At 54.4% G+C, this 24,817-nt stretch carries 23 protein-coding genes and 2 tRNA genes; 12 read left to right on the top strand and 13 right to left on the bottom strand.

Annotated elements, in window-relative coordinates:
• Positions 1-53: 53 nt before the first annotated feature.
• The 5 genes from ACFO5Q_RS03900 to ACFO5Q_RS03920 all read left to right on the top strand — a co-directional run bounded on the left by ACFO5Q_RS03900 (position 54) and on the right by ACFO5Q_RS03920 (position 6,126).
• Positions 54-1,523 carry a MobA/MobL family protein gene (locus tag ACFO5Q_RS03900; RefSeq protein ID WP_068147566.1) on the top strand — a complete coding sequence of 490 codons (1,470 nt, stop codon included), beginning with the start codon at positions 54-56 and terminating at the stop codon, positions 1,521-1,523.
• A gap of 283 nt (positions 1,524-1,806) precedes the next feature.
• Positions 1,807-3,513, top strand: a complete 1,707-nt coding sequence (locus ACFO5Q_RS03905; RefSeq protein WP_068147562.1) for a hypothetical protein — start codon at positions 1,807-1,809, stop codon at positions 3,511-3,513.
• A gap of 307 nt (positions 3,514-3,820) precedes the next feature.
• A complete protein-coding gene (locus ACFO5Q_RS03910) occupies positions 3,821-4,411 on the top strand; it encodes a hypothetical protein (protein WP_068147559.1) in 591 nt (196 codons plus the stop codon).
• Entirely contained in the window at positions 4,383-4,946 is a 564-nt protein-coding gene (locus tag ACFO5Q_RS03915) for an ImmA/IrrE family metallo-endopeptidase (protein ID WP_068147556.1), read from the top strand. The genes ACFO5Q_RS03910 and ACFO5Q_RS03915 overlap by 29 nt, the downstream gene beginning before the upstream one ends.
• Positions 4,936-6,126: a beta family protein gene (locus ACFO5Q_RS03920; RefSeq protein WP_068147553.1), complete on the top strand. Its 1,191-nt coding sequence runs from the start codon at positions 4,936-4,938 to the stop codon at positions 6,124-6,126. The genes ACFO5Q_RS03915 and ACFO5Q_RS03920 overlap by 11 nt, the downstream gene beginning before the upstream one ends.
• On the opposite strand, the gene ACFO5Q_RS03925 is transcribed toward ACFO5Q_RS03920, so the two are convergent.
• The 6 genes from ACFO5Q_RS03925 to ACFO5Q_RS03950 form a co-directional block, all read right to left on the bottom strand.
• Positions 6,112-6,771 carry a sce7726 family protein gene (locus tag ACFO5Q_RS03925; protein ID WP_156431948.1) on the bottom strand — a complete coding sequence of 220 codons (660 nt, stop codon included), beginning with the start codon at positions 6,769-6,771 and terminating at the stop codon, positions 6,112-6,114. The two genes, ACFO5Q_RS03920 and ACFO5Q_RS03925, sit on opposite strands and share 15 nt — an antisense overlap.
• Before the next feature lie 85 nt (positions 6,772-6,856).
• On the bottom strand, positions 6,857-7,879 hold the full coding sequence (locus ACFO5Q_RS03930) for a site-specific integrase (protein ID WP_197421058.1): 1,023 nt from the start codon (positions 7,877-7,879) through the stop codon (positions 6,857-6,859).
• A 78-nt stretch (positions 7,880-7,957) separates the two neighbouring features.
• Positions 7,958-8,034, bottom strand: a tRNA-Arg gene (locus ACFO5Q_RS03935).
• 14 nt (positions 8,035-8,048) lie between these two features.
• On the bottom strand, positions 8,049-8,327 hold the full coding sequence (locus ACFO5Q_RS03940; protein ID WP_068147544.1) for an ETC complex I subunit: 279 nt from the start codon (positions 8,325-8,327) through the stop codon (positions 8,049-8,051).
• A 215-nt stretch (positions 8,328-8,542) separates the two neighbouring features.
• Positions 8,543-8,619: transfer RNA gene (locus tag ACFO5Q_RS03945), tRNA-Pro, on the bottom strand.
• Between the two features lie 79 nt (positions 8,620-8,698).
• On the bottom strand, positions 8,699-9,127 hold the full coding sequence (locus ACFO5Q_RS03950; protein ID WP_068147542.1) for a hypothetical protein: 429 nt from the start codon (positions 9,125-9,127) through the stop codon (positions 8,699-8,701).
• A 202-nt stretch (positions 9,128-9,329) separates the two neighbouring features.
• On the opposite strand from ACFO5Q_RS03950, the gene ACFO5Q_RS03955 reads away from it, so the two are divergent.
• Entirely contained in the window at positions 9,330-11,549 is a 2,220-nt protein-coding gene (locus tag ACFO5Q_RS03955; protein ID WP_068147539.1) for a calcium-binding protein, read from the top strand.
• A gap of 11 nt (positions 11,550-11,560) precedes the next feature.
• On the opposite strand, the gene ACFO5Q_RS03960 is transcribed toward ACFO5Q_RS03955, so the two are convergent.
• The 4 genes from ACFO5Q_RS03960 to nhaB all read right to left on the bottom strand — a co-directional run bounded on the left by ACFO5Q_RS03960 (position 11,561) and on the right by nhaB (position 14,800).
• Positions 11,561-12,016, bottom strand: a complete 456-nt coding sequence (locus ACFO5Q_RS03960; RefSeq protein ID WP_068147535.1) for a PaaI family thioesterase — start codon at positions 12,014-12,016, stop codon at positions 11,561-11,563.
• On the bottom strand, positions 12,016-12,525 hold the full coding sequence (locus tag ACFO5Q_RS03965; protein WP_380084287.1) for a DUF192 domain-containing protein: 510 nt from the start codon (positions 12,523-12,525) through the stop codon (positions 12,016-12,018). Before ACFO5Q_RS03965 ends, ACFO5Q_RS03960 begins: the two co-directional genes overlap by 1 nt.
• Positions 12,522-13,073, bottom strand: a complete 552-nt coding sequence (locus tag ACFO5Q_RS03970) for a cold-shock protein (RefSeq protein WP_068147533.1) — start codon at positions 13,071-13,073, stop codon at positions 12,522-12,524. Before ACFO5Q_RS03970 ends, ACFO5Q_RS03965 begins: the two co-directional genes overlap by 4 nt.
• A 137-nt stretch (positions 13,074-13,210) precedes the next feature.
• Entirely contained in the window at positions 13,211-14,800 is a 1,590-nt protein-coding gene (gene nhaB / locus ACFO5Q_RS03975; RefSeq protein ID WP_068147531.1) for a sodium/proton antiporter NhaB, read from the bottom strand.
• A gap of 199 nt (positions 14,801-14,999) precedes the next feature.
• Between nhaB and ACFO5Q_RS03980 the strand changes: the two genes are divergently transcribed.
• Complete coding sequence (locus tag ACFO5Q_RS03980; protein WP_068147530.1) at positions 15,000-15,932, top strand: XdhC family protein; 933 nt, start codon at positions 15,000-15,002, stop codon at positions 15,930-15,932.
• On the top strand, positions 15,932-17,518 hold the full coding sequence (locus ACFO5Q_RS03985; RefSeq protein ID WP_068147527.1) for an NTP transferase domain-containing protein: 1,587 nt from the start codon (positions 15,932-15,934) through the stop codon (positions 17,516-17,518). The genes ACFO5Q_RS03980 and ACFO5Q_RS03985 overlap by 1 nt, the downstream gene beginning before the upstream one ends.
• Before the next feature lies 1 nt (position 17,519).
• On the opposite strand, the gene ACFO5Q_RS03990 is transcribed toward ACFO5Q_RS03985, so the two are convergent.
• Together ACFO5Q_RS03990 and ACFO5Q_RS03995 are read right to left on the bottom strand one after the other, a co-directional pair.
• A complete protein-coding gene (locus ACFO5Q_RS03990) occupies positions 17,520-18,104 on the bottom strand; it encodes a regulatory protein RecX (protein WP_068147524.1) in 585 nt (194 codons plus the stop codon).
• A complete protein-coding gene (locus tag ACFO5Q_RS03995; RefSeq protein ID WP_068147520.1) occupies positions 18,101-19,297 on the bottom strand; it encodes an aminotransferase class V-fold PLP-dependent enzyme in 1,197 nt (398 codons plus the stop codon). Before ACFO5Q_RS03995 ends, ACFO5Q_RS03990 begins: the two co-directional genes overlap by 4 nt.
• 271 nt (positions 19,298-19,568) lie before the next feature.
• On the opposite strand from ACFO5Q_RS03995, the gene ACFO5Q_RS04000 reads away from it, so the two are divergent.
• The 4 genes from ACFO5Q_RS04000 to spt all read left to right on the top strand — a co-directional run bounded on the left by ACFO5Q_RS04000 (position 19,569) and on the right by spt (position 23,801).
• A complete protein-coding gene (locus ACFO5Q_RS04000; RefSeq protein ID WP_068147517.1) occupies positions 19,569-21,320 on the top strand; it encodes a fatty acyl-AMP ligase in 1,752 nt (583 codons plus the stop codon).
• Positions 21,321-21,322: 2 nt separating this feature from the next.
• Positions 21,323-22,279: an NAD-dependent epimerase/dehydratase family protein gene (locus ACFO5Q_RS04005; protein WP_068147514.1), complete on the top strand. Its 957-nt coding sequence runs from the start codon at positions 21,323-21,325 to the stop codon at positions 22,277-22,279.
• A 67-nt stretch (positions 22,280-22,346) separates the two neighbouring features.
• Entirely contained in the window at positions 22,347-22,592 is a 246-nt protein-coding gene (locus ACFO5Q_RS04010) for an acyl carrier protein (protein WP_068147511.1), read from the top strand.
• 6 nt (positions 22,593-22,598) lie between these two features.
• Positions 22,599-23,801 carry a serine palmitoyltransferase gene (gene spt, locus ACFO5Q_RS04015; protein ID WP_068147510.1) on the top strand — a complete coding sequence of 401 codons (1,203 nt, stop codon included), beginning with the start codon at positions 22,599-22,601 and terminating at the stop codon, positions 23,799-23,801.
• Positions 23,802-23,869: 68 nt separating this feature from the next.
• Here the strand turns inward: spt and ACFO5Q_RS04020 are convergent, their stop codons facing one another.
• Positions 23,870-24,811, bottom strand: coding sequence for a hypothetical protein (locus ACFO5Q_RS04020; protein ID WP_068147507.1), 942 nt, complete (start codon positions 24,809-24,811; stop codon positions 23,870-23,872).
• Positions 24,812-24,817 lie beyond the last annotated feature (6 nt).

A 24,817-nucleotide genomic window follows, 5' to 3' on the forward strand; every position in this document is an offset into this window, starting at 1 on the left:
TTTGCGGCGCGATTGTGGACCCAAGTGGGTGAGCCTCACCACGAGGAAAAGTCATGTTTGATGACCAAGAATTTCGCCGCCGACGCGGCTATAGCCAAGAGCCCCAAAAGCTGCACCTTAAATCTGGTCGCATTGGGCCTAAGGGACGAACCTTTCACTTGAAAGTCGGTTCTGCCACAAAGGCTCAGCCCGTCGGCAAAGGTGCCAGTGTCGATTATATTGCCCGCCAAGGCGACTATTCAAACAAACGCGCCGATTTTGAAAGTTTGGCGGGACGCGACCCAGAACAGATGAAAAGCATATTGGACGCGGTCCATGAGACCACCAACCGGAAAAATGGCCGCGTCGCCATCCCTATCACCGTTGAAATGCCAAACGACCTAACCGCGGACGGCCGCAATGAAATCGCTCAAAAATTCTGCGAGTATTTCGAGGCACACAATCATCCGGCAATCGCTGTCATTCACGGAAACGGGAAAGAGCAGCCGCATATGCACCTCCTTACCACCAGCAGGCCCACACGAAGCATCGATGATCCACCCCAATTCTTTGGGGCGGAGTCTGGCGGCTGGGTCATCGCCAAAGAAGGTGTACGCGGAAACGCCCAGAAAGGGCGCATGTTTGCAAACCGAGATGAGATAAAACTATTCCGCAGACAAGTAGCAGCAGGAATCATCAACCAGGTCCTAGAAGCACATGGCCATGAGGGAAATTGGCATGGAGGCACGCTTAAAGAAACTGGCATTGAACGAGAAGCCAAAAAGCGCGTTCGGGAAGCCGACTGGGCCAAGGGTATACGTGAGCGAGATGAGAAGGCCGCAGCAGACTATCACAAACAGCAATCGGAAGCCCGAGACCAAGCGGCAAAGGTTCGCCACGAACGCGAAAGACGACGCGAGGCAAGAAAGTCTGAGCTTCAAAAACAAGCTGACCGTGCGCCACAGTTCCAAAAGGAGATGGTCAAAGCACGCTCACAGAGCCGTAGCGAACGAAAGACGGCGCTCCAACTAGCAGAACGGCTGCTTGCTGCTGAGGCACGCCTAGAAGCCGCTGAGAGGGCGCTGGATACTCAAAAGAGAAAAGCCATACCTCCAGGCCGAAAAGCGATGACTAAAGAAGCCAGAACTCTTGCGACAGACCTATTAAAAGCATCTGGACGAAATCCAGCAGATTTCCAGCGGGACTTAGAAAATGGTGGCAGCCCGGAATTGTGGCAATTTGTCCGAGAATCGCTTGGCCTAAAAAAGGCCACGAAAGAACAATCCGCCCATGAAGAGTTTAGAGCCGAGCCGCTGAAGGCAAAAAACCTGGAGCAAGCAAACAAAATGGCTGCAGGCCTTACATCTCATCAGCTCGAAGCAACATACCTGGCAACCAAGAGCCGCTTGGAGGGTTTGGGAAACAGCGTCGGCGATCAGCTAGAGCGCCAGGGCTTGAAAACTGGCCTCAAGGCGCTTCAAACAAAGCTCCCGAACCTTGCTGACAAATCCGGGCCATCACCCTCGCGCGGAAAAGGGCGGTGAAAACCAATGTTACACCCACGCCTTTCACCAGGGCACGGGATGTTACACTGCCAAACCAAACTGTTACGGCCATCAAAAATGCTGTTACACACCACTCACCTGGTTGTTACAGTCAGAAAATCGGCTGTTACGGTCAGTCTCAGTCCTTTTACACCCAACATTTGATGCCACATCGCCGCTGAAGACATTTGAAGAACGAGGCTACCCGGCAAATCTTTCTAATTGACCTAGCCCCTATAATTTAAATTATAGATAGATCTGAGTGCATCTTTAGGGGGTATATATGTCATTTGACTATGGGTCAGCCGATCTTTCGATTTCCAATCCATTCAAGCTTGAGGGCGCGCTTTATGCGGTACGAGGTGCGGTAAACACTGGCCTTGGGGTCATACTATTGCTGTCAGCCAGAGCCCAAGTTGCTGGCGAGCCGACCCCAACGGAAATTGCACTCTTGGTGGCAGGTATATTGTTTCTGTCCGTTGGACTCAGCAGCTTGGTGAAGGGACTGTTCAAACTCTTTCGTTTTTATGTCGGTCGTAATGTCCCGGCAAATCTGCCGCGCAACGATCAGGGCGTCGATGTCGCAAAAATGATGCGCGAACGTGTGAACCAACATTTCCTTGAGCCAGTCGGCTTGATCGGGCGAGGTATCCATAGCCTTTTTCCTGCCCTTCTTTACATTCCTTTGCCTTTACGCATCATCGCGGTACGCGCTGCGCACAACCTCTTTATCACTGTTTTTGTTTTGGCCTTGGTCGGTCTCGCGCTCTTGTCTGGTAGCATTGGTGTAATCGCGATGCCAGCGGCTGCGACTGAGTGGCTTTACCTTCTAGGGAGCGCTAGTATCTTCCTCGCCGCCCTTGCAAATTTTCCCTACAAATCCACCCTCAGCGACAAACAATTGCAGGATGGGCATGTAGGAATTGGTGGTTACCTGATCCTTTTGACGATTCTCGCCCCTGTTGTGTTGAGCATCGCCCAGCAAAAATCCAATTTCGCCTTTACTTCCCCGCCAGTGTCCGGGGGCGGGTGGCTGATGTTTTTCGCAGTGGCTTCGATTGTCGCATCGGTCATTACCTTGGCCATTTGCATCTTACGCGCCCGTGAAGCAAAGCCCTTGACAGAAGTGGCTGAACGCATCGAGCACCTTGAAGCAGGTGTTCATCCGTCTGATCTGATGCGGTCAGTGGAGATCCAGCTGACAAAGCATCGCTATCTCGAGATCCCAAACCGCGAATACATGAAGATGCGGCCAGACCTGACCTGGGAGGAAGGAACCAAGCGCGGCAAATTCGAGGGCATGTATTTGGTCGAAGTGCAGCCGAAACCGACAACGCCGGAGCATGCAACCATCTTCAAACAAGCCCAGAACGTCTCGGGCCTAGCCGGTCATGCGCTAATGCTGGTTGCCGGGATTTGGCTATTCAGTTTCCTGTTGAATAACCCATTCGAAAATGGGCCCGCATGGTATGAAGCCCTTGTTCTGCCGGTATCGATGGCCATGTACGCCAAATTTCTCGCCCAGGCCGCCCATGCATTCTGGGCAGAAATCAACTTTGTTTCCAGCCTAGCCTTCCTGCGCCTGGAAGGCACCTTCACTGAGGCAAAGGTAGCGACGGGTAAATCAATTCACGATTCAACACTTAGCGAAAACACGGTCATTCAATCGCGTCTGTCCTACTATCTGTGGGTCTGTGACGCTGTGACTTCCACTTTTGCCGTGTCTGGTCGGTATAACCTGGAACAGTCAAGGTGGCTGTTGGCTATGAACAAGAATGACGCCCTGTGCAATGAGCTCGATCAGGAGATGCGCCGCTTTGGTGCCGAAGCTCAAAAGCTGGCATCGGTCACATCCTCGGAAGATCTTACCAACATCGGCAATCTCACGAGCATGAACCATGCATCCAGGCAAGTACCAGGAAAAGAGCAACCTGTAGCGATCTCAGATGAAGAAGCGGCTGGTGCCCTGGCGGCAGAAGTAGATCAATAGAGGAGATGCAGCATTCCACATGGGCCCACAGGTGCGCCGAAATATGCAGGTTTCTCTGCACCTATGGACGATATGGAATGTGGCAATGTTAGAAGAATAGGTAGGGGGGGGAGCCCAATTAGTAATATGCATATTACTAATTGGGCTCCCCCCCCTACCCGTCTCTGTCCTTGACTTAGTCGCCTTTTCGCACCATTTATGGAACATAACAAGAACATTTGATGAACTGAAATATCCACCTATGGTAGATAAGTGCTTGCTTTAAGGCGCATGATCGTTTTGACTGTCAACTATAAAAGGGCAAAAGATGCAGCCGGAGACCGACATAGCCAAGAACTCATATAATGGTGCCCTGGATGCTGAAACTGAGCGCAGGATTTCAAGAAAAGCATTTTTTCTGGGCGCGGCAGGTTCGCTGCTTGCAGTACTAGCAGTGTTCACCCTGATTGCGATATTTTTTGACGTAGGCTTCTTACCCGAGGTTTTATGCGACAAAAAATATCCTGGGCGTGTTTGCTTTTACGATGACGCTTGGGACTCTGAGACTTACCTCTCTGTAATAACCGGCTTTTATGGAACCATCATTACAATTTTGGTTGGTCTCCTCGGTGTAGTTGCAGCTTTCGCCTTCTTCGTAATTCGAGGCGACGCAATACGACAATCCGAGGAGGCGATTGAAGATGAAATCAAGCGCTATTTCAGTACTGTTGCCGCTGAAAAGATGGTTTCAACATCTTTGACCAAAGTTGCAGAAAGTCGGCGCACCGAGATCGAAAAACAAATGCGTGAAATTCACACTGAGATTGATGATCTAAAACTAGCACTGGTGGAAGCGGAAGTACTCATCGATGGCCAATTGGAGATAGAAGATGAAGAAGCGGCCCCAGAGACCAATTGATAGATCGCTATATAACGAAGGCCCAGAACTCGATGCCACAGCTTTGGACACCCCAGAGCGAATTCTAAGTTACTGCAGGAGTAAAGGCTTCATCAATGGTGCTTCTACCGATATTAAAGCGGTAATCGAAAGCAATCCATTTTTGCGCTTAGAGTTTGATGACATTGGTGAAAATGACGCCTTCATTGAGAAGATCGATGATCAAATGTACCGCATCGTCATCAACGCACGGCATTCCCGTACGCGCCAACGTTTTTCTATGGCTCATGAGTATATTCATTATCAGCTTCATCGAGATGAAATTGAGCGCATGCCTAAGGGGGAAAGGATTTTACATCGCAATGAAGAACGTAATTCGATTGAGTACCAAGCCAATCAATTAGCTGCGGAAATTCTCATGCCAGAGCAAACGTTTTTCCAAGTTGCTCGGGCCAGCAAAGGGTCGATTGAGAGAATTGCAAGTGAGTTTGACGTATCACAGCTTGCAGTACGCTACAGAGCGAAAACTTTAGGCATAGGTGGTCATGGTCTTTAACTATTTTTTACTCTTCAAAACCGCGCAAGCGGAATTCCGTGCTTGGGACAATTTGAACGACGACCTCAAGCCAGAGATACTTCCTATCATTGAGATTACCCGTGGCCGGAAGATTCCACGGTCAGGAAAAGACATCCATGAGTCACAATGGCCCCATACCCCTGGAATTTATGATTTCGAGGGAAATTGGGCAAAAGTCAGACACTATTTCAAAGAATGCAACACGGTCGTATTAGATCTAACACGCGAAGAAGAACTCAGCTGCCATGAATTGGATCAGCTGACAGCTTCACACAACGGATACGAAGCATGGGTGCAGTTTGTACGTAATGAACAAGAAAATTTTCACAACCTGCTTCCCACATTGATCATCAATCCGGCCGAAGGCGAAACTGATGAGGAATATAAAGCAAACATTCTATCCCAGCTAGCAAGTCACATGGAGACCTTCGATGGCGTTGCGTACCGCGCATCAATCCTGATCGACCCTGATTTTTTCTACGACCTACTCGTACTCAAAGACATGATCAATAGCTATCTGGAGGCTGGCAAACGGTTCTACATCGAGCTAGATCACGAGTTTATTCGCCCTGGAACGGGAATCGTGCACGCAGCCAGAACCAGTGAGCTGATCTCTAGGATCAGAGAGATCATTCCGAAAGCCGAAATTGTCATTCTTTCAACATCATTTCCCAGGTCCGTCGAGGATATTGGTGAAGCAGAACACGACAGCTTCTCTCAGGAAGAAGTGCTTCTTTTTGACAACATCTTTAAGCTACAACAAAAGAACAATCCCGACGAAGCCATCCATTACGGGGACTATGGGTCCATCAATCCTATCAGAAATGATATAATTTTCGCGACCGCTTGGCGCCCTCGCATCGATTTCCCCACCTCAAATCGAAGGACCTATTACTATCGCGAGAAACGCGGGAAAGATGAGGATGGCAATAAAAATGATTACGGGCTGCATTATGCTTCGGTTGCCCGAAAAGTGAAACATGACTCGGCCTATGAACTCTTACCTAACTCATGGGGCGTGAGGCAGATTGAGTTAGCGGCTCGCAGCAACCCTCCATTAAGCCATCCTCCTGGAAAGTCGCCAAGTTTCTGGATTTCAGTCAGGATGGAGATACATATTTTGCAGCAGCTAAGACGTTTGTCTTCAGGCCATCAATAAGTTTGCCTGAATACTTTCTGTTGCAGATAATAGGCTAAGGTCCACATGCCTAAAAGGATGTCGAGCCTCTTCTTGAAAATCAGCGTATCTCTCTCGAAATCGCCTACAGAGCTCTTCATGCGCTGCGGTTCTGACATTTTCGTAGGGAACGTCTCGCTCAACGACTTTCTTCAAGTCAGCTATGGAAGTGCTCTGAAAAGACTGCCCAGCCAACTCTAGAAGGGCCCCTTTCGCGCAAATGGAAATGAGATTTCTCTTCAGAATTCTCTTGTTTCGTTTAGGTTTACGGACACTTTTCACAAGCCCCTGTGAAACCATCAACAGGCCAACATATGGGCTTACAATTTTACGCACGCTTCCAATGTGCCTTGGTGTGGTCACAACAGTGACGAAGTCAAACGTCGCTCGATAATCTGCAACCTGATCCTCCAAGCGATCCAATTTATCGACGTCAGACTTTATCTCATAGGCGTGCATTTCCTTAGAAACCGCCAGGACATCAGCTCTTCGTTCATTTTCAGAGTAACGTGCTTCAAGGGCGATAAAATGTTCCGCCCCTCCAAACGACTTTGCCAGGTATTCAACCAAAGACAGTCTAATATCTTGATCTCGCAGCAAATTTTTCCCTTTAAGTTCCATCTTCATACTCGCTACTAACTTAGTCTAAAACCCATAGAGCCACTTGAGGAAATACACCCCTCGCCCAAAATGGACTATATCACACAATCTCTCAACCAATCTTATCCAGCAGGCTTTGCGGTCTGATGTGGGTGTAGCGCTTGAGCATCTGCAGGCTTCGGTGCCCTGTGACATGCGCGGCCTCCATCACGCCCAATCCTTTTTCAATGAGCCGACTTGTTGCCTCATGGCGCAGATCATGAAAGCGCAGGTCCCTTATACCTTTCTTGCAAAGCTGCTTCTGCAAGCGTTGCCAACATTGAACAAATGCCACCTCCTTGCAGTCTATTACCCTGCCCTGCTTCGCATCCGCAGAGGGTAGGCCCTTCAACACCTCAACCGCACGGGTTGATAACGGGATGGAGCGATCATCGCCATTTTTAGTACCCCTGAACCTCATCTCACGCTTTTCCAGGTCCACATCCTCCCAAACAACAGATAGCAGCTCACCACGCCGCGCAGCCGTTTCCAAGGCTAAGATAATCATGGGCTTGACCCAGATACTCTTGACGGATGTGTCACATTGCTCAAGGATCTTCTCTTCTTCACCTGGTGCAAGACGACGATCGCGCCCATTGCCATTAGTAGAAGGCCAATTCACATCCCTAACGGGATTTTTGATCTTCCCAAGAGCCCACTCTGTGCGAGCTAGCGTGAAGACATTGGAAATATGGCTAATCTCATTTCGTATTGTACTCGCAGATCGACCTTCTGCCAGTCTTTCATCGCGCCAACTCGCCAAATCTGCAGCTGTCAAATTGGCTAATGCTACCAGGGCCAACCTATGTTTCTGCCACTTCCTTACCATCCGCATCGAAGGCGCGCTTAGCGGCTTGCCGCCCCTCTCGCGTGTTTCCACATATCGATCAAGAGCATCAGAAAGAGTTAAAGCCTGCGCAACCCTAAGGTCCTTGTACTCGCCCAAGTCCATGGTTCGTTCATGGCCACGGGCCCACAGCTCCGCATCTTTCTTGCTATCAAATGTCCTGGAAATTGGTGCATGACCCTTGCGCCTGATCTGCACCTGCCATGTTTTCGAACCGTCCTGGTTCTTGCGCTGTCGAATCGTTGCCAAAAAAGCCACTCCCGCCATTTCAGTGTGACGCCAGTGTGACAAATTAAGGTTTTTACAGCAAGAAATTACTAGAAAGACTGGCGATCCCGGGAGGACTCGAACCCCCAACCTGCTGATTAGAAGTCAGCTGCTCTATCCAGTTGAGCTACGGGACCGCACTCTTGAAATCTTATTTGAAGTTGTCGGCGTAGGCCTGGATGTGGCGCTTCTTCTTGTGAACCGGCTTCACGTCATAGGGTATGCCGTTCCGTTCAGCATAGGCCTGCGCCGCTTCAAGGCTTTCGAACTTCATCTTCACCTGGCTGCGCATATCGGCAGAGCTGGTCCAGCCCATGAGCGGATCAATCTTGCGAGCGAGCTCCGGCTCAAACTCGAGAATCCACTGGTGCGTGTTCGCAGTGCCAGATTGCATGGCATTCTTTGCAGGTTGGTAAATGCGTGCCTTCATCATTGAGCCCCATTGGTTCACCAACACCGCCCCAGTGGGCGGCAAACAATTCACTCATCGGCCAACCCAGGCCGACGGCTGCGCACCCTATCCCAAAGTGTCGGGAAAGGGAACACCGAAATATGCTATCCCCATCACGGGATGCCAAGAAAAAAGAGGCCTCGCCGATACCGACAGAGGCCTCTCTCTTGCTCTCCTCCTGATAAGGAGAGAAATGGTCGGGGAGACTAGATTCGAACTAGCGACCCCCTGTACCCAAAACAGGTGCGCTACCAGGCTGCGCCACTCCCCGACGCCCGCGCTTTCTAATGTTTGGCGATTTTGAATGCAAGTGGAAAATTCAAAAAAACTTCAAAATATTTTCGGCGTCCTCAGGAATGCAGTTTCCGCCTGTAGCGTGCAAGGTTCGCGGGCTGTGAACCATCAGGGAGCAGCACAGACTGGGTAATCTCCATCACCGCACCATCTTCCATAAGAACACGCTTCGCCGTCATCAATTCACGCCCCTTGTAAAAGGCCCTGCTTGTAAGCTCGGACTCGGTCGGCGCAGAAACCGACATTGAATCGATCAGGTCATCGCCCGCGAACGGCCGCGCTTCCCCGTCTGGGATGCCTGTGAAACTGAAGGAATGGTCTTTGCCCTCACCGTCCTGCCAACTGATCACAAACACCAGCCCTTCACGGCTTTCACTGATGGTATATCCACCAGCGACAGGGGCTTCCCCCTGCCCGAAGTGCGATCGAGCAGGCTCCAGCTGCCATTCCCCCAGAAAACCGGCATACATTTTTTCAACAGACATGTGCTTCCTTCTAAATTGGTGCTTTGCATTTCCGACCAAGCGTTCCGCCCCTACCATGTCGTGCCCTCAAAAACCAGAAATGCAGTTAACAGCATTGTGACCGCAACCAGGGATAAAATATTTTCCCGCCTTAATTTTACCTATATTGTTCACTCAAGTGGTGGCCAAGCCATTGGGCTATCGCTTATGATTGGGGGAAATTATGGCGACCAAAAGCAAAGATTCGTGGCGGGGTTCCGCAAAAGACGGCTCTAGGCAGAGCGCAACCGAGCAGGACCCTGGGACCCTGCCCGAAGGCGGTGAGCTTGTCATCAATGCCGTCACCATCGGCACACCAGTGCCCGGCGGCGGTGAAGCCGACGCGCCTAGTGTCACTGTCCATGTTGATTTGGCAACCAGCATGGTTGCCTTCATCAATGAAGTATCGGTCGTGCTTGTCTCACCAACTGGGCGAACAGCCCATGGCTCTGTTGACTTGTCCGATAGCGATAATCTGGAATTTGTCACCGTAGAACTGGACGAATATGACCCCAGCGGCGAATGGGCGCTCGACCGGGTGACCATCGACTTCGACACAGAGACAAATCCTGATTTGCCTTATTCCCATGTATTCGAGGCAGATGCACTGTCCAGCCTGGCGGAAACGCGCTTCGTTTTTCTGGAGGTGCCACAAGAAGACCGCATCGCGCCGGATATCTCTTCACTGGACCTGCCCAGCCGTAGTTTCACGATCGCGTCCGATAACCCGTTCTCAACAAATGACGATGACTCCGTCGAAATCAGTTTCAGCCTAGGGGTGGAGGACCCTTCATCAGGTCTGAACCTGATAGAGTTCGAATTCGACATCGGCGAAGGCTCACCAGCCGTCGTGGGCGGCGAATGGGGATTGTTCGGCGACATCAAGGGCGGCATGATCGGTCTTTCGGCATTCAATACAGCAGCCCCCGCGGGTGACTATGTCCTGACCCGCCTGCGCATCTCGGACGACCAGGGTAACACGCACCTTCTCGGCACCGATAAGCTGCAGGAACTGGGCTATGAGACCATCATCAATGTCGCTGACCGGGCGGCCCTTGAGGATTCCTCTTCGCCTGCCGTGACGGGCTTCACCATCGATCAAGCCGTTACCATCGGGGCCGATGGCGGTAGCCTGGTTCTGACGTTCGAGGCCACAGACAACGGACTGGACGATACCGGCATCAAAAGCGCATCCCTGATGCTCAGAAGCGATAAAGGCGGGCTTTACCAATTGAATGCTGCAGCCGTTCTGAATGATGATGCCACAGGCGGCACAGCCACCTTCGAGTTTGCCAATATCTTCCCCGATGGGAACTTCACCATTGAGCGCCTATCCCTGAATGACGCGGCTTTCAACCGGACAACACTTGCGCTGGCGGAGAAAAGCTTCACCGTCATCAATCCCTATGGCGGAGACGTTAGCGCCAACAAAATCCAGGGAGACGCAGCAGCCAATGTGATTGCCGCGCGGTCCGGCGATGACACCGTCACCGGCGGCGGCGGCGACGATTCCATCACGCTGGGCGATGGCGACGACGTGGCATGGGCTGGCGCAGGTGACGCAGGCGACGACACCATTATCGGCGGCGCAGGCGATGATGTCATTGGCGGCGGCGCGGGCAACGACCTTATTGTGGGCGGGCAGCTTAGCACCAGCGACATCCGCGACCTTGTGTTCGTGGCTTATGAAGAACGACTGGACGGCGAGGACACCATCTTCGGGGGCGCCGGAGATGATACCATCCACGGCGGTAACCCGCTCCTGGACGACGACACGGACGCTGAGGGCAATCCGTATGACTATGGCTCACCAGCCAAGAACGCCATTTATGGCGGCAGCGGCAATGACAAGGTCTATGGCGCACGTGGCGATGATATCATCGGTGGCGGTGAAGGCGACGACATCATCTATGGCGGCGAAGGCCATGACGTCATCTATGGCGGCAAGAACGATGCAAATGACACCGGCACAAACGATGTTATTGATGCAGGGGAAGGCAACGATCTGGTCTTTGCATCCGGGGGCGCGGATGACGTCTCGGGCGGCGCTGATAATGACACGCTCTTTGGCGGGGCCGGCAACGATACGCTGGATGGCGACGGCGGACATGATGATATATATGGCGGCACCGGGAACGATATTCTTTCGGGCGGTACCGGCGATGATGCTTTCTATTTCAAGGAAGGCAGCGGCGCAGATATCATTCTGGACTTCGGCCTCGGGAACGACACACTGATGCTTGAAGGCTATAGCGACCGGTTCGACAGTATTTCCCAGATTTTAACGTCAGCCCACCTGACAACACAGAATGGCGCCCAGGGCCTGATGCTTAATCTGGGTGAAGGCGACAGCATCTTTCTTATCGGGGTCGACAAGCTGACTGACCTCGTCATTGAGCTGTAGTCGCGGGGGCTTTAAGGGCGGGAGCGTGAACGGATTACCTTAAAAAGGCCGCTCACGCTCGCTACCTGTCGCCCTTCGGCAACCATCCGCCCTGTCACCGCTACAAGGCCATCATCAACACCTGTAACCTCCGCCCTGCCCTCCAGCCATTCGTCCTTGAAGGCCGGGCCGATAAAATCAGTGGTCAGGCGCACGGTCACGAATGGCGGTTCGGCCACATCAAATACGGCCGTTGCCAGCAGGATATCAGCAAACGTCATGATCATGCCGCCGTGGCACGCGCCGCCAGCATTAATATGCCGGTCAGCCACGCGAAATCCGCGTACCCTACCGCTATCGTCAGCTTTTTCGAAAATCGGTCCATTTTCCCAACCAAACGGGCTGTTTGATAGAATGGGCTCAAAGCCTTCCGGCGGGTTGGCAGCCGCCACCATATCGGGTGTGGCGCGACGTGGCTCAGAGCGCATCAGCGCGACCCCATATTGCCCAGGAAATCGTGCCGCACCACATCACCGGGCTTGATGCCCAGTTCGCGGGCACGACCACCAGCAATTTCCAGCACAGCCACAGCTGGCGCCAGGGACCGGCGTGGTGTCAGCGTCTGGGGCTCAGCATTCTCAACGATATTGATGATGCTGCCGTTTTCACGGATGAAGATAATATCAAGCGGGATCAGCGTATTTTTCATCCAGAAAGACCGCATATCCGCGCTTGGAAACACAAATAGCATCCCCTTGTCGGGATCGAGCTTTCCTCGGAACATGAGGCCACGTGCCTGGGCAGGCGGCGTCAATGCCAACTCAACACCAAACTCATGGGAACCGTTTTCACTGTCTACGCGAACGAGCCCCATATCGGCCCGCGCGTGTGTGCTGACACCCAGTACAATAAGAAAAAGCGACAAGAAGAAAGCGCTAATCGCCCATCCTTGTCGCATATTCATTTTTGCACGCTTCATGGCAAACAGATGCGTCACGCATCCCCCGGAAGCGCAATTTGTGCTACCAGAGGCCCACGCTCGCCGGTACCGATGCGTACCCGCACTTCCTGGCTTGGTTCCAGGTCCGTGAGCCCCGCACGACGCAGCGTTTCGATATGGACGAAAATATCCTGAGTTCCTTCGCCGCGGGATACGAAACCATATCCTTTGGTGCGATTGAACCATTTCACCACGACATCTTCGAAGTCTGGCGAAACATCAATATCCATACCGGGATGCGAGAAAGACGAGCGGCCCAGATCTTCAGGTGCAACGGCTGTGGACAGATCGAGCGACTGAACCTCAGTCGCCTGCCGTCCTTTATCACGCACAACAGCCTGACAAACAACAGTTGTTCCTTCAGGCACTGACCGGCGCCCAACGTCTCTCAAAACAGAAAAGTGCAAAAGCACATCGCCGTCATCTTCATCGGGCACGATAAAGCCGTACCCCTTCACGGCGTCAAACCACTTGACCCTGCCAGTCACAAGCTGACTCACTTCATCGGGCCGTTCCTCTGAACAGATCGTACTACGGCCGTCCATACCATTCCCCCCTTAGGAATACCCTGCACAGGCACTAAAAATTAGCAATATCAGACAATGCTAGTCATAAAAAACGGCGCCCGCAACCATTTTGTCGCAGGCGCCGCAAAGCAACTTGTTGTTTAGCAGGCGATTTTTTAGTGATCGCCTACGTCTGGAGCCTCACCAACCTTCTCGTGATGATGCTCGATATAGTGGTTTTCGTACAACTTATCCGTCATTGGCTCGAGGAAATTTGCCACCCCGATATAGCCCACGATGGACATGACAATTGTGTATGGCAGCGCCATTTTCACCATGGTCATGTAAGACAGGCGGATCAGAGGTGCGAGTGCCGACGTCAACAGAAACAGGAATGCAGCCTGACCATTTGGCGTAGCAACCGACGGGATATTGGTGCCCGTGTTGATGGCAACAGCCATCAGGTCGAACGTGTCACGGGAAATCACGTCATTGGCAAGCGCCTTGGTCATTTCACTGATATAGACCGTTGCCACAAAGACATTATCCGAAATGGCAGACAGGAAGCCGTTGGCCATGTATAGCGCAGTGATCTGGCCGTGGCCATCAAGGCCCAGAACAAAGTCTGTAACAGGCTTGAACAGGTTGTTATCCGCAATCACGCCCACAACGGCAAAGAACACCACCAGAAGCGCGGTGAAAGGCAGGGCCTCTTCAAACGCGTGACCAATCTGATGCTCTTCGGTAATGCCTGTGAAGGCAGATGCCAGCACGATAACCGACAGGCCGATGATGCCAACAGCCGCGAAGTGGAACAGGAGCGCCACGATAAGCCACACGCCGACAATGCCCTGGATAACCAGCGAGGCCTTGTCGCGCGCCGTCCGACGCTCGCCCTGATAGGCGTCATAATCGGCAATGACGTGCATAACCTTTTCAGGAATCTTGGAGCCATAACCCATGATGCCTGTCATCTCCAGGGCTGCACAAGTAGCCAGGCCTGCGATCAGAACAGGCAAGGTTACCGGCAGCATGCGGAAGAAGAATTCAACAAATTCCCAGTTAGCCTGCGTCGCGATCAGAATGTTCTGTGGCTCGCCCACCAGTGTCATCACGCCGCCAAGGGCAGTACCAACAGCCGCGTGCATCATCAGGCTACGCAGGAAGGCACGGAAACCTTCCAGGTCTTCTGCCCTCAGCTTATCAAGCTCGTGGTCTTGCATGTGGTCGTGGTCGTGATGGAATTCCTTGCCCGAAGCCACCTTGTGGTAGATCGAGTAGAAACCAACCGAGATGGCGATCACAACAGCCGTCACCGTAAGCGCGTCAAGGAACGCGGACAGGAAAGCGGCCATAAAGCAGAACAGCAGCGACAGCATTACTTTGTTGCGTACCTTCACCAAAATCTTGGTGAACACGAACAAAAGCATGTTCTTCATGAAGTAGATACCGGCAACCATGAAGACCAAAAGGAGGATAACCTCAAGGTTTGCTTCAATTTCATGCTCCAGCGTCGCTGGCGACGTCATGCCGATGACGACAGCTTCAAAGGCGAGAAGACCGCCCGGCTGAAGCGGATAGCACTTGAGGGCCATCGCAAGAGTAAAGATAAATTCAAGAACCAAAGCCCAACCAGCCACGTAAGGGCTGACGAAATAGAATAGCAGTGGGTTGATGATCAGAAAGGCCAGAATGGTAAATTTGTACCATTCGGCGGAGTTACCCAGGAAGTTCCTACCCGCTGGGTTCGCGAAAAGCGACGCCATATTATTTTCCTCTTTACTGTTCAGCCCGTTTTGTTTCAGGCAAAAGATACAGGGCTTGCTTTTACTGCGCGACGGGACCCAAATCAAGCCAAACCCTTTGACCGGGCATGCAGCATGGGTCAAAGGTTGATCTTGCGCATGCTTGCTCTGCAGATTACCGTTAATAAGACGATCAAGCGGGTGAGAACGGCAACAATTCATGGAAAAAATTTTCGCATCTCTGTCTGACTGGCATCAGTCCGGGCTCAAGACCGCACTTGCCGTGGTCACCAAGACATGGGGATCGGCACCCAGAGGCGTCGGCAGCCTCATGGCAATCGCAAGCGATGGCCGTTTCGAAGGGTCGGTATCCGGCGGCTGCGTTGAAGGCACCGTGATCGCGGAAGCCAATCAACTGGCCCATGTCGGCGGCAGCAAGTTTCTGAGCTTCACCGTCTCCAGCGAGCAAGCCTGGGAAGTCAGCCTGGCATGCGGGGGACAGATTGAGATTTTAATCATTGCCCTGTCCGGTGATGTATCGGGCAAAGCCCGGGCACTCTGTGACGCAATCAAAGCACGGAACGCGGGCTATGTAGCATTTGACCTGAACACCGGCACATTCGAGTTTCAGCCCACGGGTGCACCATCTGACCTCGCTTTTGACGATAACAGACTGACACTGCCGGTAACGCCGAAATACCGGCTGATGATCATTGGGGCTGTGCACATCGCCCAGCATCTGGCGCCGATCGCGACCGATGCCGGATATGACGTGACCATCATTGACCCGCGCGCGGCCTTTACCGAAAGCCGTTCCTTCGGTGATGCGACCCTCATTGAAGACTGGCCGGACGACTATCTAGCCAAGGCAAGCCTGGATGGTCATACGGCCGTTGTCACCCTGACGCATGATCCAAAGATCGATGACGTGGCCCTTATCCCGGCACTGAAAAGTGATGTTTTCTATATCGGCAGCCTGGGCAGCAGGAAAACCCACAGCGCGCGCCTGAGCCGCCTTGAGAAGAAGGACTTCAGCAACGAAGACCTCAAGCGCATCCATGGCCCTGTGGGGCTGGATATCGGTGCCAAGACCCCGGCAGAAATCGCCATCTCCATCATGGCGGAAATCACACTTGTACGCAGGGGCCACTGATGGAATTCCGGGAGATTAGCACGCAGGAAGCCGAAGGATGGTCGCTGGCGCACAGCGTGCGGGCGGGCGATAAGAAACTACCCAAAGGCCTGACGCTGACGGCGGATCATATTGCAGCCCTTAGCGCGCAGGGAATCAGCAGGCTGTATGCTTTTCGCTTGGATAAGGATGACATCCCGGAAGATGAAGCCGCTGGGGCTGTGGCCCGACAGGTCGCAGGCCCGGGCCTGAAACTTGGGCTTTCCACACGCGGCCGATGCAATCTGCATGCTGTACAAGCTGGTCTTTTGCTGGCGCCAGCCGCGCTGAACAGCGTGAATGAGGCAGATGAGGCAATCGCGCTGTCCACCCTGCCGGACTTTGCCCCCGTGGCAGAAGGACAATTGGTGGCGACCGCAAAGATCATCCCCTATGCGGTCAAGCGCGCCAGCCTGGACAGGGTGTCTGCGCTAGAAGGCAAGCTCTCGGTCGCGCCCTTCCTGCCATTTAAGGCCCACTTGCTGGCAACCGGCCAGGAACTCTCGGACAAAGCCTACCGAATGACGGAAAACCGGCTGTCGGGCCTTCAGGGTACGATTGAGGCCCACACCAGTTGCGGTCATACCGTCAAAGCCCTCGGCGCGGCATTGAAGCACGCTGCGGACCAGACCCCGGACCTTCTTTTAATCCTGGGGCTTTCCGCCATCAGTGACCGACGCGATGTCATCCCCGCCGCGCTGGAAGCCGCCGGCGGCGAGATTATCTCGCTTGGCATGCCGGTGGACCCGGGAAATCTTTTGATGCTGGGCAGCCTGAAGGGAATCACTGTGATCGGCCTGCCCGGCTGTGCCCGATCCCCTGCCCTGAATGGCCTTGACTGGGTTCTGGAGCGCTTCGCCGCCCGGCTACCCATTGGCCGCGATCATATCGCAGGCATGGGCGTTGGCGGGCTTCTAAAGGAAACACCATATCGGCCAGAGCCTCGCGCACCCCTGCATGCACAAGGCCAAATTCAGGTTCAGCCCATTGTATTGGCGGCTGGTCGCTCAAGCAGGTCAGGTGCGCAAAACAAGCTGCTGTCGCGCATGAACGGCCACAGTGTTATCCGGCAAAGCCTTTCCGCAATAACCCAGGCAGCGTTTAGCCCCCCAATCGTGGTCACTGGTCATGAAGGCGATGCCGTTGAAGCCGCCCTTTCCGGCATGAAATACAGGCGCCTTCACAATGATGGCTTCCAAACCGGCATGGCCAGCAGCCTGAAAATGGGGCTCGCCGAAATGCCCGAAAGCGCAGAGTTCGCCTGCGTGTGCCTTGGTGACATGCCCTTTGTAAAACCAGAGACCCTGCAAGCTTTATGGCAAGCTGGCAGGCGCCTGTCAGAGTTCAAGATATTCATCCCCACCTTCAACGGCAAACGCGGCAACCCAGTGCTGTGGCACCGGGATATGGTGGACATGCTGATGACCGTTGAAGGCGACAAGGGCGGCAGGCACCTTATTCATGATCAGGAGGCACTGGTCTGCGAGGTGCCGGTGGACGACCCGGGCATATTGATTGACCTGGATACGCCAGAGGCACTGGCCCAGTTTGGAGCCACGCCGGATTAGGCTAAGGCAGCAGCTCCAGGATTTCATCTTGGCTCATGGCCAGCACTTCCGCAACCAGGCCATAGGAAAACCCAGCGCGCATCATGGCTGCTTTCTCTTTTTCCAGCTTGCCTTCCACATCCCTGTCCGCGCGGCGAAAGGAACCAAACCGGCGGCGACGCACATAGGCTGCGGCGGCCTGCCTGTCTGCATCAACGTCGCCATCCTCACGCGCTTCATTCAGCGCGGCCTCTGCAATATCCGCGGGAACACCCTTATAGCGGAGATCCTGCGCAATCATGCGCGTGGGCTTGCCCTTGCGGATCAGCGCCTCCACGCGGCTGCGGGCATATGTTGCATCGTCCACATAGCCGTAGCGAACACATTTGGCGACCACAGTATCCACCCAGCCGCGCTGCTCGTCGGTTGGCGGGGCGCTGTCCTCATTACGGCGCCTGATTTTGCGTTCCAACACCGCGCGCAGGTTGGCTTCTGTGGTGGCGAAGCGCCCAAGATAATGCAGCGCCGCGCGCTCAAGATAGCCTTCGCTGACCTTGCGCCGCCCCTGCTTTCGGGCATTGGGTTTTTCTTCCTTGCCCTGGGTCACATGGCCTCCACCGCACCAAGAAAGCGATCAATCTCCTCCTTGGTATTATAATAGTGCGGTGATACGCGCACTGTGGTGTCGATCCCGCGGGCAGCCAGGTCAAGGCGGGTGTGAACCACGCTGGCAATCTGAACATTGATCCCCTCTGCCGCCAGGTGCTTCTTGACGTCCCCCGCCTGCAGGCCTTCGCGGTTGAAGGTAATGATGGCGGCATTGGCATCTGCAGGACAGGTGCCGATCACCCCCGGCAACCGGTAAAGCTTATCGCGCAGATAGCCTGCCAGCGTCTGAATTCGCTCATAGCAGGCCTCTGGCCCCAACGACTGCAGATACCGCACCGCTGCACCAAACCCTAACTGGTTAACGACTGACCGCTCCCAGTCCTCAAACACCCCTGCGTCTGTGCGCAAGTCGTAGCTGTCTTCGGCCACCCAGGCTGCCGCCTGGTTTGACAGAAATACCGGATCAAGGCGCTTGAGCGCGTCAGACTGCACATACAAGAACCCGACGCCGCGCGGCCCGCGCAGGAATTTGCGTGATGTACCCGCCAGCATATGGCAGCCGATCTCACCCACATCCACGCGCATCTGCCCCACGGTCTGGCAGGCATCCAGCAAGTAAAGCACGCCCCGGTCGCGCGCGATGCGCCCCACATCAGCCACTGGGTTCACCTGCCCGCTCGATGAAGGCACCATGGCAATGGCGATCAGTTTGGTCCGGTCATCAACCAGGCTTTCAAGATGGTCAACATCCAGCGTCCCGTCCTGGCCTGCCCGCGCCACCCGAACTTCCAGACCAAAGCGGTCCCGAAGCTGCAGGAAGGAAACGAAGTTGCTGCAGTATTCATTGAAAGCCGTCACGATATTGTCGCCGCGCTCAAACGGCACACTGTAGAAGGCCTTTGCCCAGGCTTCGACCGCACTCCCCGTCAGCGCCATCTCGTCCCTGCGCGCACCCAGAAGGCTTGCAATGGCCTCATAAGCGCCCTCAAGGGCCTCAGACTGTTGCTCTTGCGCAACATAGCCGCCGTGGTAAATCTCCTGCGCCAGATGGGCCTCAATCGCGTCGATCACCGGCGTCGGCATCAGCGAGGAACCGCAATTATCCAGATGAAGCGTAGTGTTTGTGCCCGGGGTCTGTTCCCTCACACTATTGATCAAATCGTTACTGAAACTGGATGACAGCAGTGTCATTTTTTGGCCTCAATCCTCTTCTATTCGGGCGGTGCGTTTAACTAAAGGGCCAGAATTCACTTGCGCAGTCAGGGAACAGACTGTAATTCAGCCGTAATATTCAAGCACATGACTGTTTCTGAGTGAACAGGGAATGGTAGGTCAAAATCAAGCGCTTTTTTGGCCTAGGCATTTGTGTGCTAAATATGTAATTTATATAAAGTTTCGGCGTGCCGAAGGCTTTGTGTTTTGTTTTGTTAGGGTCCGGCCAAGGTAAAATCTTGGGGCAAATATGGTTGAAGCCGACGTAATGACTGATGTGACACCAACACAAGATCCAACGCTTCCACGGCGCTATTCGGATTTTGACACGCTTGTTGAAGCAATCGAGTACGCGGCCAAAGGGCTTCGCGGCCCGAATTTCTTTAACGCCCGTGGCGACTTGGTGGAATCACTTCCGTGGCGAGAAGTACGCGACCGTGCCGAAGTGATCGGCCGCAAACTTGTCGGCATGGGATTCGAGAAAGGCGACCGGATCGCCCTCATCGCCGAAACCAGCGCTGATTTCGTCTGTTTCTTCGTAGGCTGCCAGTACGCCAGCGTACTGCCGGTGCCACTGCCCCTTCCGACCTCCTTTGGTGGTAAGGACGGCTATGTGTCCCAGCTTCAGATGCAGATGCAAAGCTGTGACGCCAATGGCCTGATGGCCCCCTCCTTCATGGATGAGATCGTCTCAGAAGCCATTGAAGGCATAAAACTGCGCTTCTCCGGCTCATACCAGGACTATCTGAATGCCGAAGGCAATGGCGATGTTCGCCTGCCTGAGCCTGATGATTTGGCCTACCTGCAGTATAGCTCGGGTTCTACCCGCTTCCCGCACGGTGTGGCTGTAACGCATCGGTCGCTCTTGTCCAACACCCACGGCATGGGCTACCACGGCGTTCACATCGGCGAAGATGACCGCTGCTGCTCATGGCTGCCGTTTTATCATGACATGGGCCTCGTGGGCACATTGTTGACCACGCTGACGACCCAGGTGTCGGTTGACTTTATCCCGACCGAAGAATTCGCGCGCCGTCCGCTTTCATGGCTGCGCGTGCTCAGCGCCAACAAAGGCACCATCACCTACAGCCCGACCTTCGGGTTTGACATCTGCTCACGCCGGGCAGCGCTCCGCTCCAGCGCCATGGAAGGCCTTGACCTTTCACACGTGCGTGTGGCCGGTTGCGGCGCGGAAATGATCCGCCCTGAAGTGATGCGCGCCTTCTATGAGACCTTCAAGGATATCGGCTTCAAGATGGAAGCCTTCCTGCCAAGCTATGGCCTTGCGGAATGCACCCTTGGCGTCAGCTTCGGCGCTGTTGGCAAAGGCATTGAGGTAGACCTTATTGAAGAAAGCATGCTCACCGGCGACAAACATGTGCTGGTCAACGGCTCCGACGAGGCACCGCGCATGCGTGAGGTTGTCAACTGCGGCAAGCCGCTGCCGGAATATGACGTTGAGATGCGCGATGAAGACGGCAATGTGGTGCCTGAGCGCACCGTTGGCCGTGTGTTCCTGCGCGGCACGTCGGTGATGCGTGAATATTTCAATGACCCGGAGACAACCCGCGCGGTCCTGAGCCCTGAAGGCTGGTTAGATACCGGCGACATGGGTTACATGAAGGACGGCTGCATCTATATCGTGGGCCGCGCCAAGGATATGATCATTGTCAACGGTCGCAACCATTGGCCGCAGGACATCGAATGGGCTGCCGAACAGCTGCCGGGCGTGAAAACCGGCGATGTGGCCGCGATCTCCATCCCTGGCGAAAACGCCGAAGAAGTACCGCTCATTCTTGCGCAGTGCCGAATTCTCGAGACCGACGACCGGATCAAGTTCGTAGCGGCGCTCAAGAAACATATCCAGTCCTCGACCGGCATCAATTGCATGATCGAACTGGTGCCGCCACGGTCCCTGCCCCGCACGTCTTCGGGCAAGCTGAGCCGCGTAAAGGCCCGCAACGAGTATCTCGCCGGTAACCTCCAAGCCATCGCAAGCTAGACATGGCCAAGACCGCTTCCCTGAAGGGTGACCAGAAAACTGTCGCACTTACGGGCGCGACCGGCTTTCTTGGCGGCCATGCTGTCGATTGCTACCTTGAGGCCGGCTACTCTGTAAAGGCGCTTACCCGCCGTCAACAACCCGAACGGGAGGGCGTGACCTGGGTTTCCGGAGACCTGGATGACGACACCGCCCTCAAGAGCCTGTGCGCTGGCGCCGATGTACTGGTGCATATCGCAGGCCTCACCAAAGCGCTCAACCGCGACACTTTTTTCGACGTGAATGTGGGCGGCACCAAGCGCCTGATGGATATCGCCGCGAAAGCAGACGTCAGCCACGTGGTGCATGTATCCTCCATGGCCGCGCGGGAGCCGATGCTGTCCCACTATGGCGCCAGTAAACGCGCGTCAGAACTGGTGCTGACAGCCCGCAATTGGCCCTTTACCTGGACCATCGTGCGCCCACCCGCCATCTATGGTCCTGGTGACAAGGAAATCCTGAAGCTTTTCAAGGCGCTTAAATTCCGCCTTCTGCCCGCACCCGGCAGCCGCCACAATCGCTTCGCCATGATCCATGGCCGCGATATGGCGTCAGCCTTGGTGGCGCTATCTGACGGCAACAACAAAAGCGCGGTCCTAGAACTGGATGACGGCAAAGCGGGTGGCTACACGCTTGCGGATGTCGCGGAAGCGCTGGCGGGCAAGCATGACAAGCCTCCTTTCATCCTGCCGATCCCCTTCCCCGTCCTGGGTCTCATTGGCTTCATCAACGGCCTGGCAGCCAATCTGATCCGGCGGCCAGCAATGCTGACCATGTCCACCGCACGCTACCTGTGCCACAAGGACTGGACGGTCCGAAATGCACGCCGCCCGCATCTGGCCAACTGGTCGCCGCAATATGACCTTAAAGCAGGCCTAAAGAGCACGATCGACTGGTATCGAAAAAACGGGCTTTTATGATGGCGCGCGTCCCGATATAAGGACGCTATGCAATCCCGCACAAAATTATTTGAGATAGGCAGACACGATGGCTAAAGCGGAAACCATTGAAAAGATTTACGAATTGATCGAACCGCTGAATAAAAAGGGTATCGATCTCGCGCCGGAAGTTACGTTCGCGTCTGACCTTGAACTTGATTCCCTGACGGTTATGGACCTTGTGGCCGACATTGAGGACGAGTTCGACATTGTTTTGCCGCTCAATCTGTTGCCTGAGCTAGAAACCATCGCCCACGTTGCCGATGCCGTAGAGAAAATCCTGGAAAAAGGCTGATTACCCGTGGACTTGCTGGATAAGTTTGATTCAATTAGCGCACTTCGCGCCTCGCTTCCTTTCGAGAAGGCCGACCCCTTCACCGTTGTGATGGAAGAGATCATCTCCGAAACCGAAGCCGTGATCGGCGGTCGCCGCACCATCCTTGCTGGCACCAACAACTATATGGGCATGACCTTCAACGAGGATGCCATCGAAGCAGCCAAGCAGGCGCTGGATGATTTCGGCACCGGAACAACTGGCAGCCGGTCCCTGAACGGCACCTACCTGAGCCACAAGAAGCTTGAAGAGACCATCGCCGATTTCTACGGGATGGAGCACTGCATGGTCTTCTCGACCGGCTATCAGGCCAACCTGGGGATGATCTCCGCGCTCGGCGGCAAGGACGACTTTGTCATCATCGACGCCGATAGCCACGCTTCCATCTATGACGGTTGCTCCATGGGCAATGCCACCATCGTGCGCTTCAAGCACAATGACGTGGAAAACATGGAACGTCGCCTCAAGCGCCTGCCCGAAGATGCTGGCAAGCTTGTGGTGATCGAAGGTATTTATTCCATGCTGGGCGACGCGGCGCCAGTTAAGGAGCTCCTTGAAGTTGCAAAGAAATACGGCTGCATGACGCTGGTTGACGAAGCTCACTCGATGGGCTTCTGCGGCGAAAACGGCCGCGGCATCGCCGAAGCCGAAGGTGTGGAGCACCTGGTGGACTTTTATGTCGGCACTTTCTCTAAATCTGTCGGCACCGTTGGCGGCTTTGCCGTCTCCAACCACCCTAAATTCGATGTACTGCGGTACGTCAGCAGGCCCTACATTTTTACCGCCAGCCCACCACCAAGCGTGGTGGCCAGCGCGATCAAATCAATCGAGGCGATCAAGCGCGGCTCCAACCGCCGGGCCCACCTGTGGGAAAACGCCAAGCGCCTGCATGCGGGCCTTAAGGAAGCGGGTTTCGACCTGTGTACCGACAAGGCTGAGAGCCCCATCATCGCCGTGCACCTACCTGATGTGATGATCGGCACCAAATTCTGGGAACAGCTGATCATGGAAGGTGTGTATGTGAATATGGCGGCACCGCCTGCGACGCCCGCAGGCATGTTCCTGATGCGCGTCAGCGTGTGCGCCCAGCACACCACTGAGCAGATCGACGAGATCATCAAGCGCTTCAAGATCACGGCCGAAAAGGTCGGCCTTGACCTGAAGCCCTAGCAGTTATCCAAGCTGGATAAAACAAAGGCGGCTCACTGGCCGCCTTTTTCTTTTCCTATTTGAAGGGCTTACTTGAAAGCGCCCTTGCGCTTGAGGCCCCAGAAAAGGGAAATGCCCGACAGGATCGGGTGCCTGCGCATGCGGTCCGTGACCGTGATCTCAACGCCTGAGTGGCGCTTGATCTTCCAGGCCAGATAATCAATGCCGCCGTCGAACGTCATAGCGGCCTTCACAAGGCGCATGAAGCTGACAAACTTGCCGTTGCAGCGGCGCGCAAACCATTTAAGACGCGGCACAACGCGCTCAGTGCGTGGCGGCTGCTTGATCGGCGGGATTGGCCCCGGGACAATGCCCATGGCTTCTTCCGCAAGTGCTGTCAGCGCGTCATAGCGGTCCTGGTCCAGGAGGTAAATCTCAAGGCCCTTGCCGCGGCGCTCGGAACGAAGTTCTGCTGCGTAGGTCTGCTCGAACGCTTCCACCCACAGGTCGCGCGAGTTGGTCGCACCAGGGATCAGTTCCAGCAGATTATTGATCATTGTTTTCATCGCCTGCGCCACATCGCCCGCGATCGACTGTTTCGTCATCTCATCCTTTGGCAGAAGGAGGATACAAGGCTGGCAGAAACGCGCCCACACGGAAACATTCAGGCATTCGGGGCGCACCCGGAAAGCGAAATCAGAACGCGACAGCACCGCATATTTGCAGCGCACCGTCATGCCGGCCACTTCCTGCTCGTGGTAGAAAACATTTGGTGGGCAGATCTGGTTCGCGATCGCAAGCCATCGTTTCTTGTACGCTTCCTTGTAGCTGTCCACGATAACGTAGAAATCCAGGACTTTTTCCTCAATGTCTCCTGTGCGCAGGCACGAGCCATAGAAGAGAATGCCCGATACACAGTCGCCGAATTTGTCAGCCACAGCCCGAGCGGCCTGGTTGACAGCATCCGGCACCGGGCGCTTCCACTCGTCCAGGATAAAGGTCGTCAGTTCCTGATCAGCTTTACTAGTCATCATGGT

The organism is Kordiimonas lipolytica (assembly GCF_042651265.1).
Classification (GTDB): Bacteria; Pseudomonadota; Alphaproteobacteria; order Sphingomonadales; family Kordiimonadaceae; genus Kordiimonas; species Kordiimonas lipolytica.

Coding starts and splice junctions, on each gene's coding strand:
- ACFO5Q_RS03970 (WP_068147533.1), bottom strand. CDS start 13,073: ATGGACGGCCGTAGTACGATCTGTTCAGAGGAACGGCCCGATGAAGTG.
- ACFO5Q_RS03920 (WP_068147553.1), top strand. CDS start 4,936: ATGGTCTTTAACTATTTTTTACTCTTCAAAACCGCGCAAGCGGAATTC.
- ACFO5Q_RS04005 (WP_068147514.1), top strand. CDS start 21,323: ATGGCCAAGACCGCTTCCCTGAAGGGTGACCAGAAAACTGTCGCACTT.
- ACFO5Q_RS03925 (WP_156431948.1), bottom strand. CDS start 6,771: ATGAAGATGGAACTTAAAGGGAAAAATTTGCTGCGAGATCAAGATATT.
- ACFO5Q_RS03905 (WP_068147562.1), top strand. CDS start 1,807: ATGTCATTTGACTATGGGTCAGCCGATCTTTCGATTTCCAATCCATTC.
- ACFO5Q_RS03900 (WP_068147566.1), top strand. CDS start 54: ATGTTTGATGACCAAGAATTTCGCCGCCGACGCGGCTATAGCCAAGAG.
- ACFO5Q_RS04000 (WP_068147517.1), top strand. CDS start 19,569: ATGGTTGAAGCCGACGTAATGACTGATGTGACACCAACACAAGATCCA.
- ACFO5Q_RS03955 (WP_068147539.1), top strand. CDS start 9,330: ATGGCGACCAAAAGCAAAGATTCGTGGCGGGGTTCCGCAAAAGACGGC.
- ACFO5Q_RS03950 (WP_068147542.1), bottom strand. CDS start 9,127: ATGTCTGTTGAAAAAATGTATGCCGGTTTTCTGGGGGAATGGCAGCTG.
- nhaB (WP_068147531.1), bottom strand. CDS start 14,800: ATGGCGTCGCTTTTCGCGAACCCAGCGGGTAGGAACTTCCTGGGTAAC.
- ACFO5Q_RS04010 (WP_068147511.1), top strand. CDS start 22,347: ATGGCTAAAGCGGAAACCATTGAAAAGATTTACGAATTGATCGAACCG.
- ACFO5Q_RS03985 (WP_068147527.1), top strand. CDS start 15,932: ATGGAATTCCGGGAGATTAGCACGCAGGAAGCCGAAGGATGGTCGCTG.
- ACFO5Q_RS04020 (WP_068147507.1), bottom strand. CDS start 24,811: ATGACTAGTAAAGCTGATCAGGAACTGACGACCTTTATCCTGGACGAG.
- ACFO5Q_RS03960 (WP_068147535.1), bottom strand. CDS start 12,016: ATGCGCTCTGAGCCACGTCGCGCCACACCCGATATGGTGGCGGCTGCC.
- ACFO5Q_RS03995 (WP_068147520.1), bottom strand. CDS start 19,297: ATGACACTGCTGTCATCCAGTTTCAGTAACGATTTGATCAATAGTGTG.
- ACFO5Q_RS03915 (WP_068147556.1), top strand. CDS start 4,383: ATGAAGAAGCGGCCCCAGAGACCAATTGATAGATCGCTATATAACGAA.
- ACFO5Q_RS03980 (WP_068147530.1), top strand. CDS start 15,000: ATGGAAAAAATTTTCGCATCTCTGTCTGACTGGCATCAGTCCGGGCTC.
- ACFO5Q_RS03940 (WP_068147544.1), bottom strand. CDS start 8,327: ATGAAGGCACGCATTTACCAACCTGCAAAGAATGCCATGCAATCTGGC.
- ACFO5Q_RS03910 (WP_068147559.1), top strand. CDS start 3,821: ATGCAGCCGGAGACCGACATAGCCAAGAACTCATATAATGGTGCCCTG.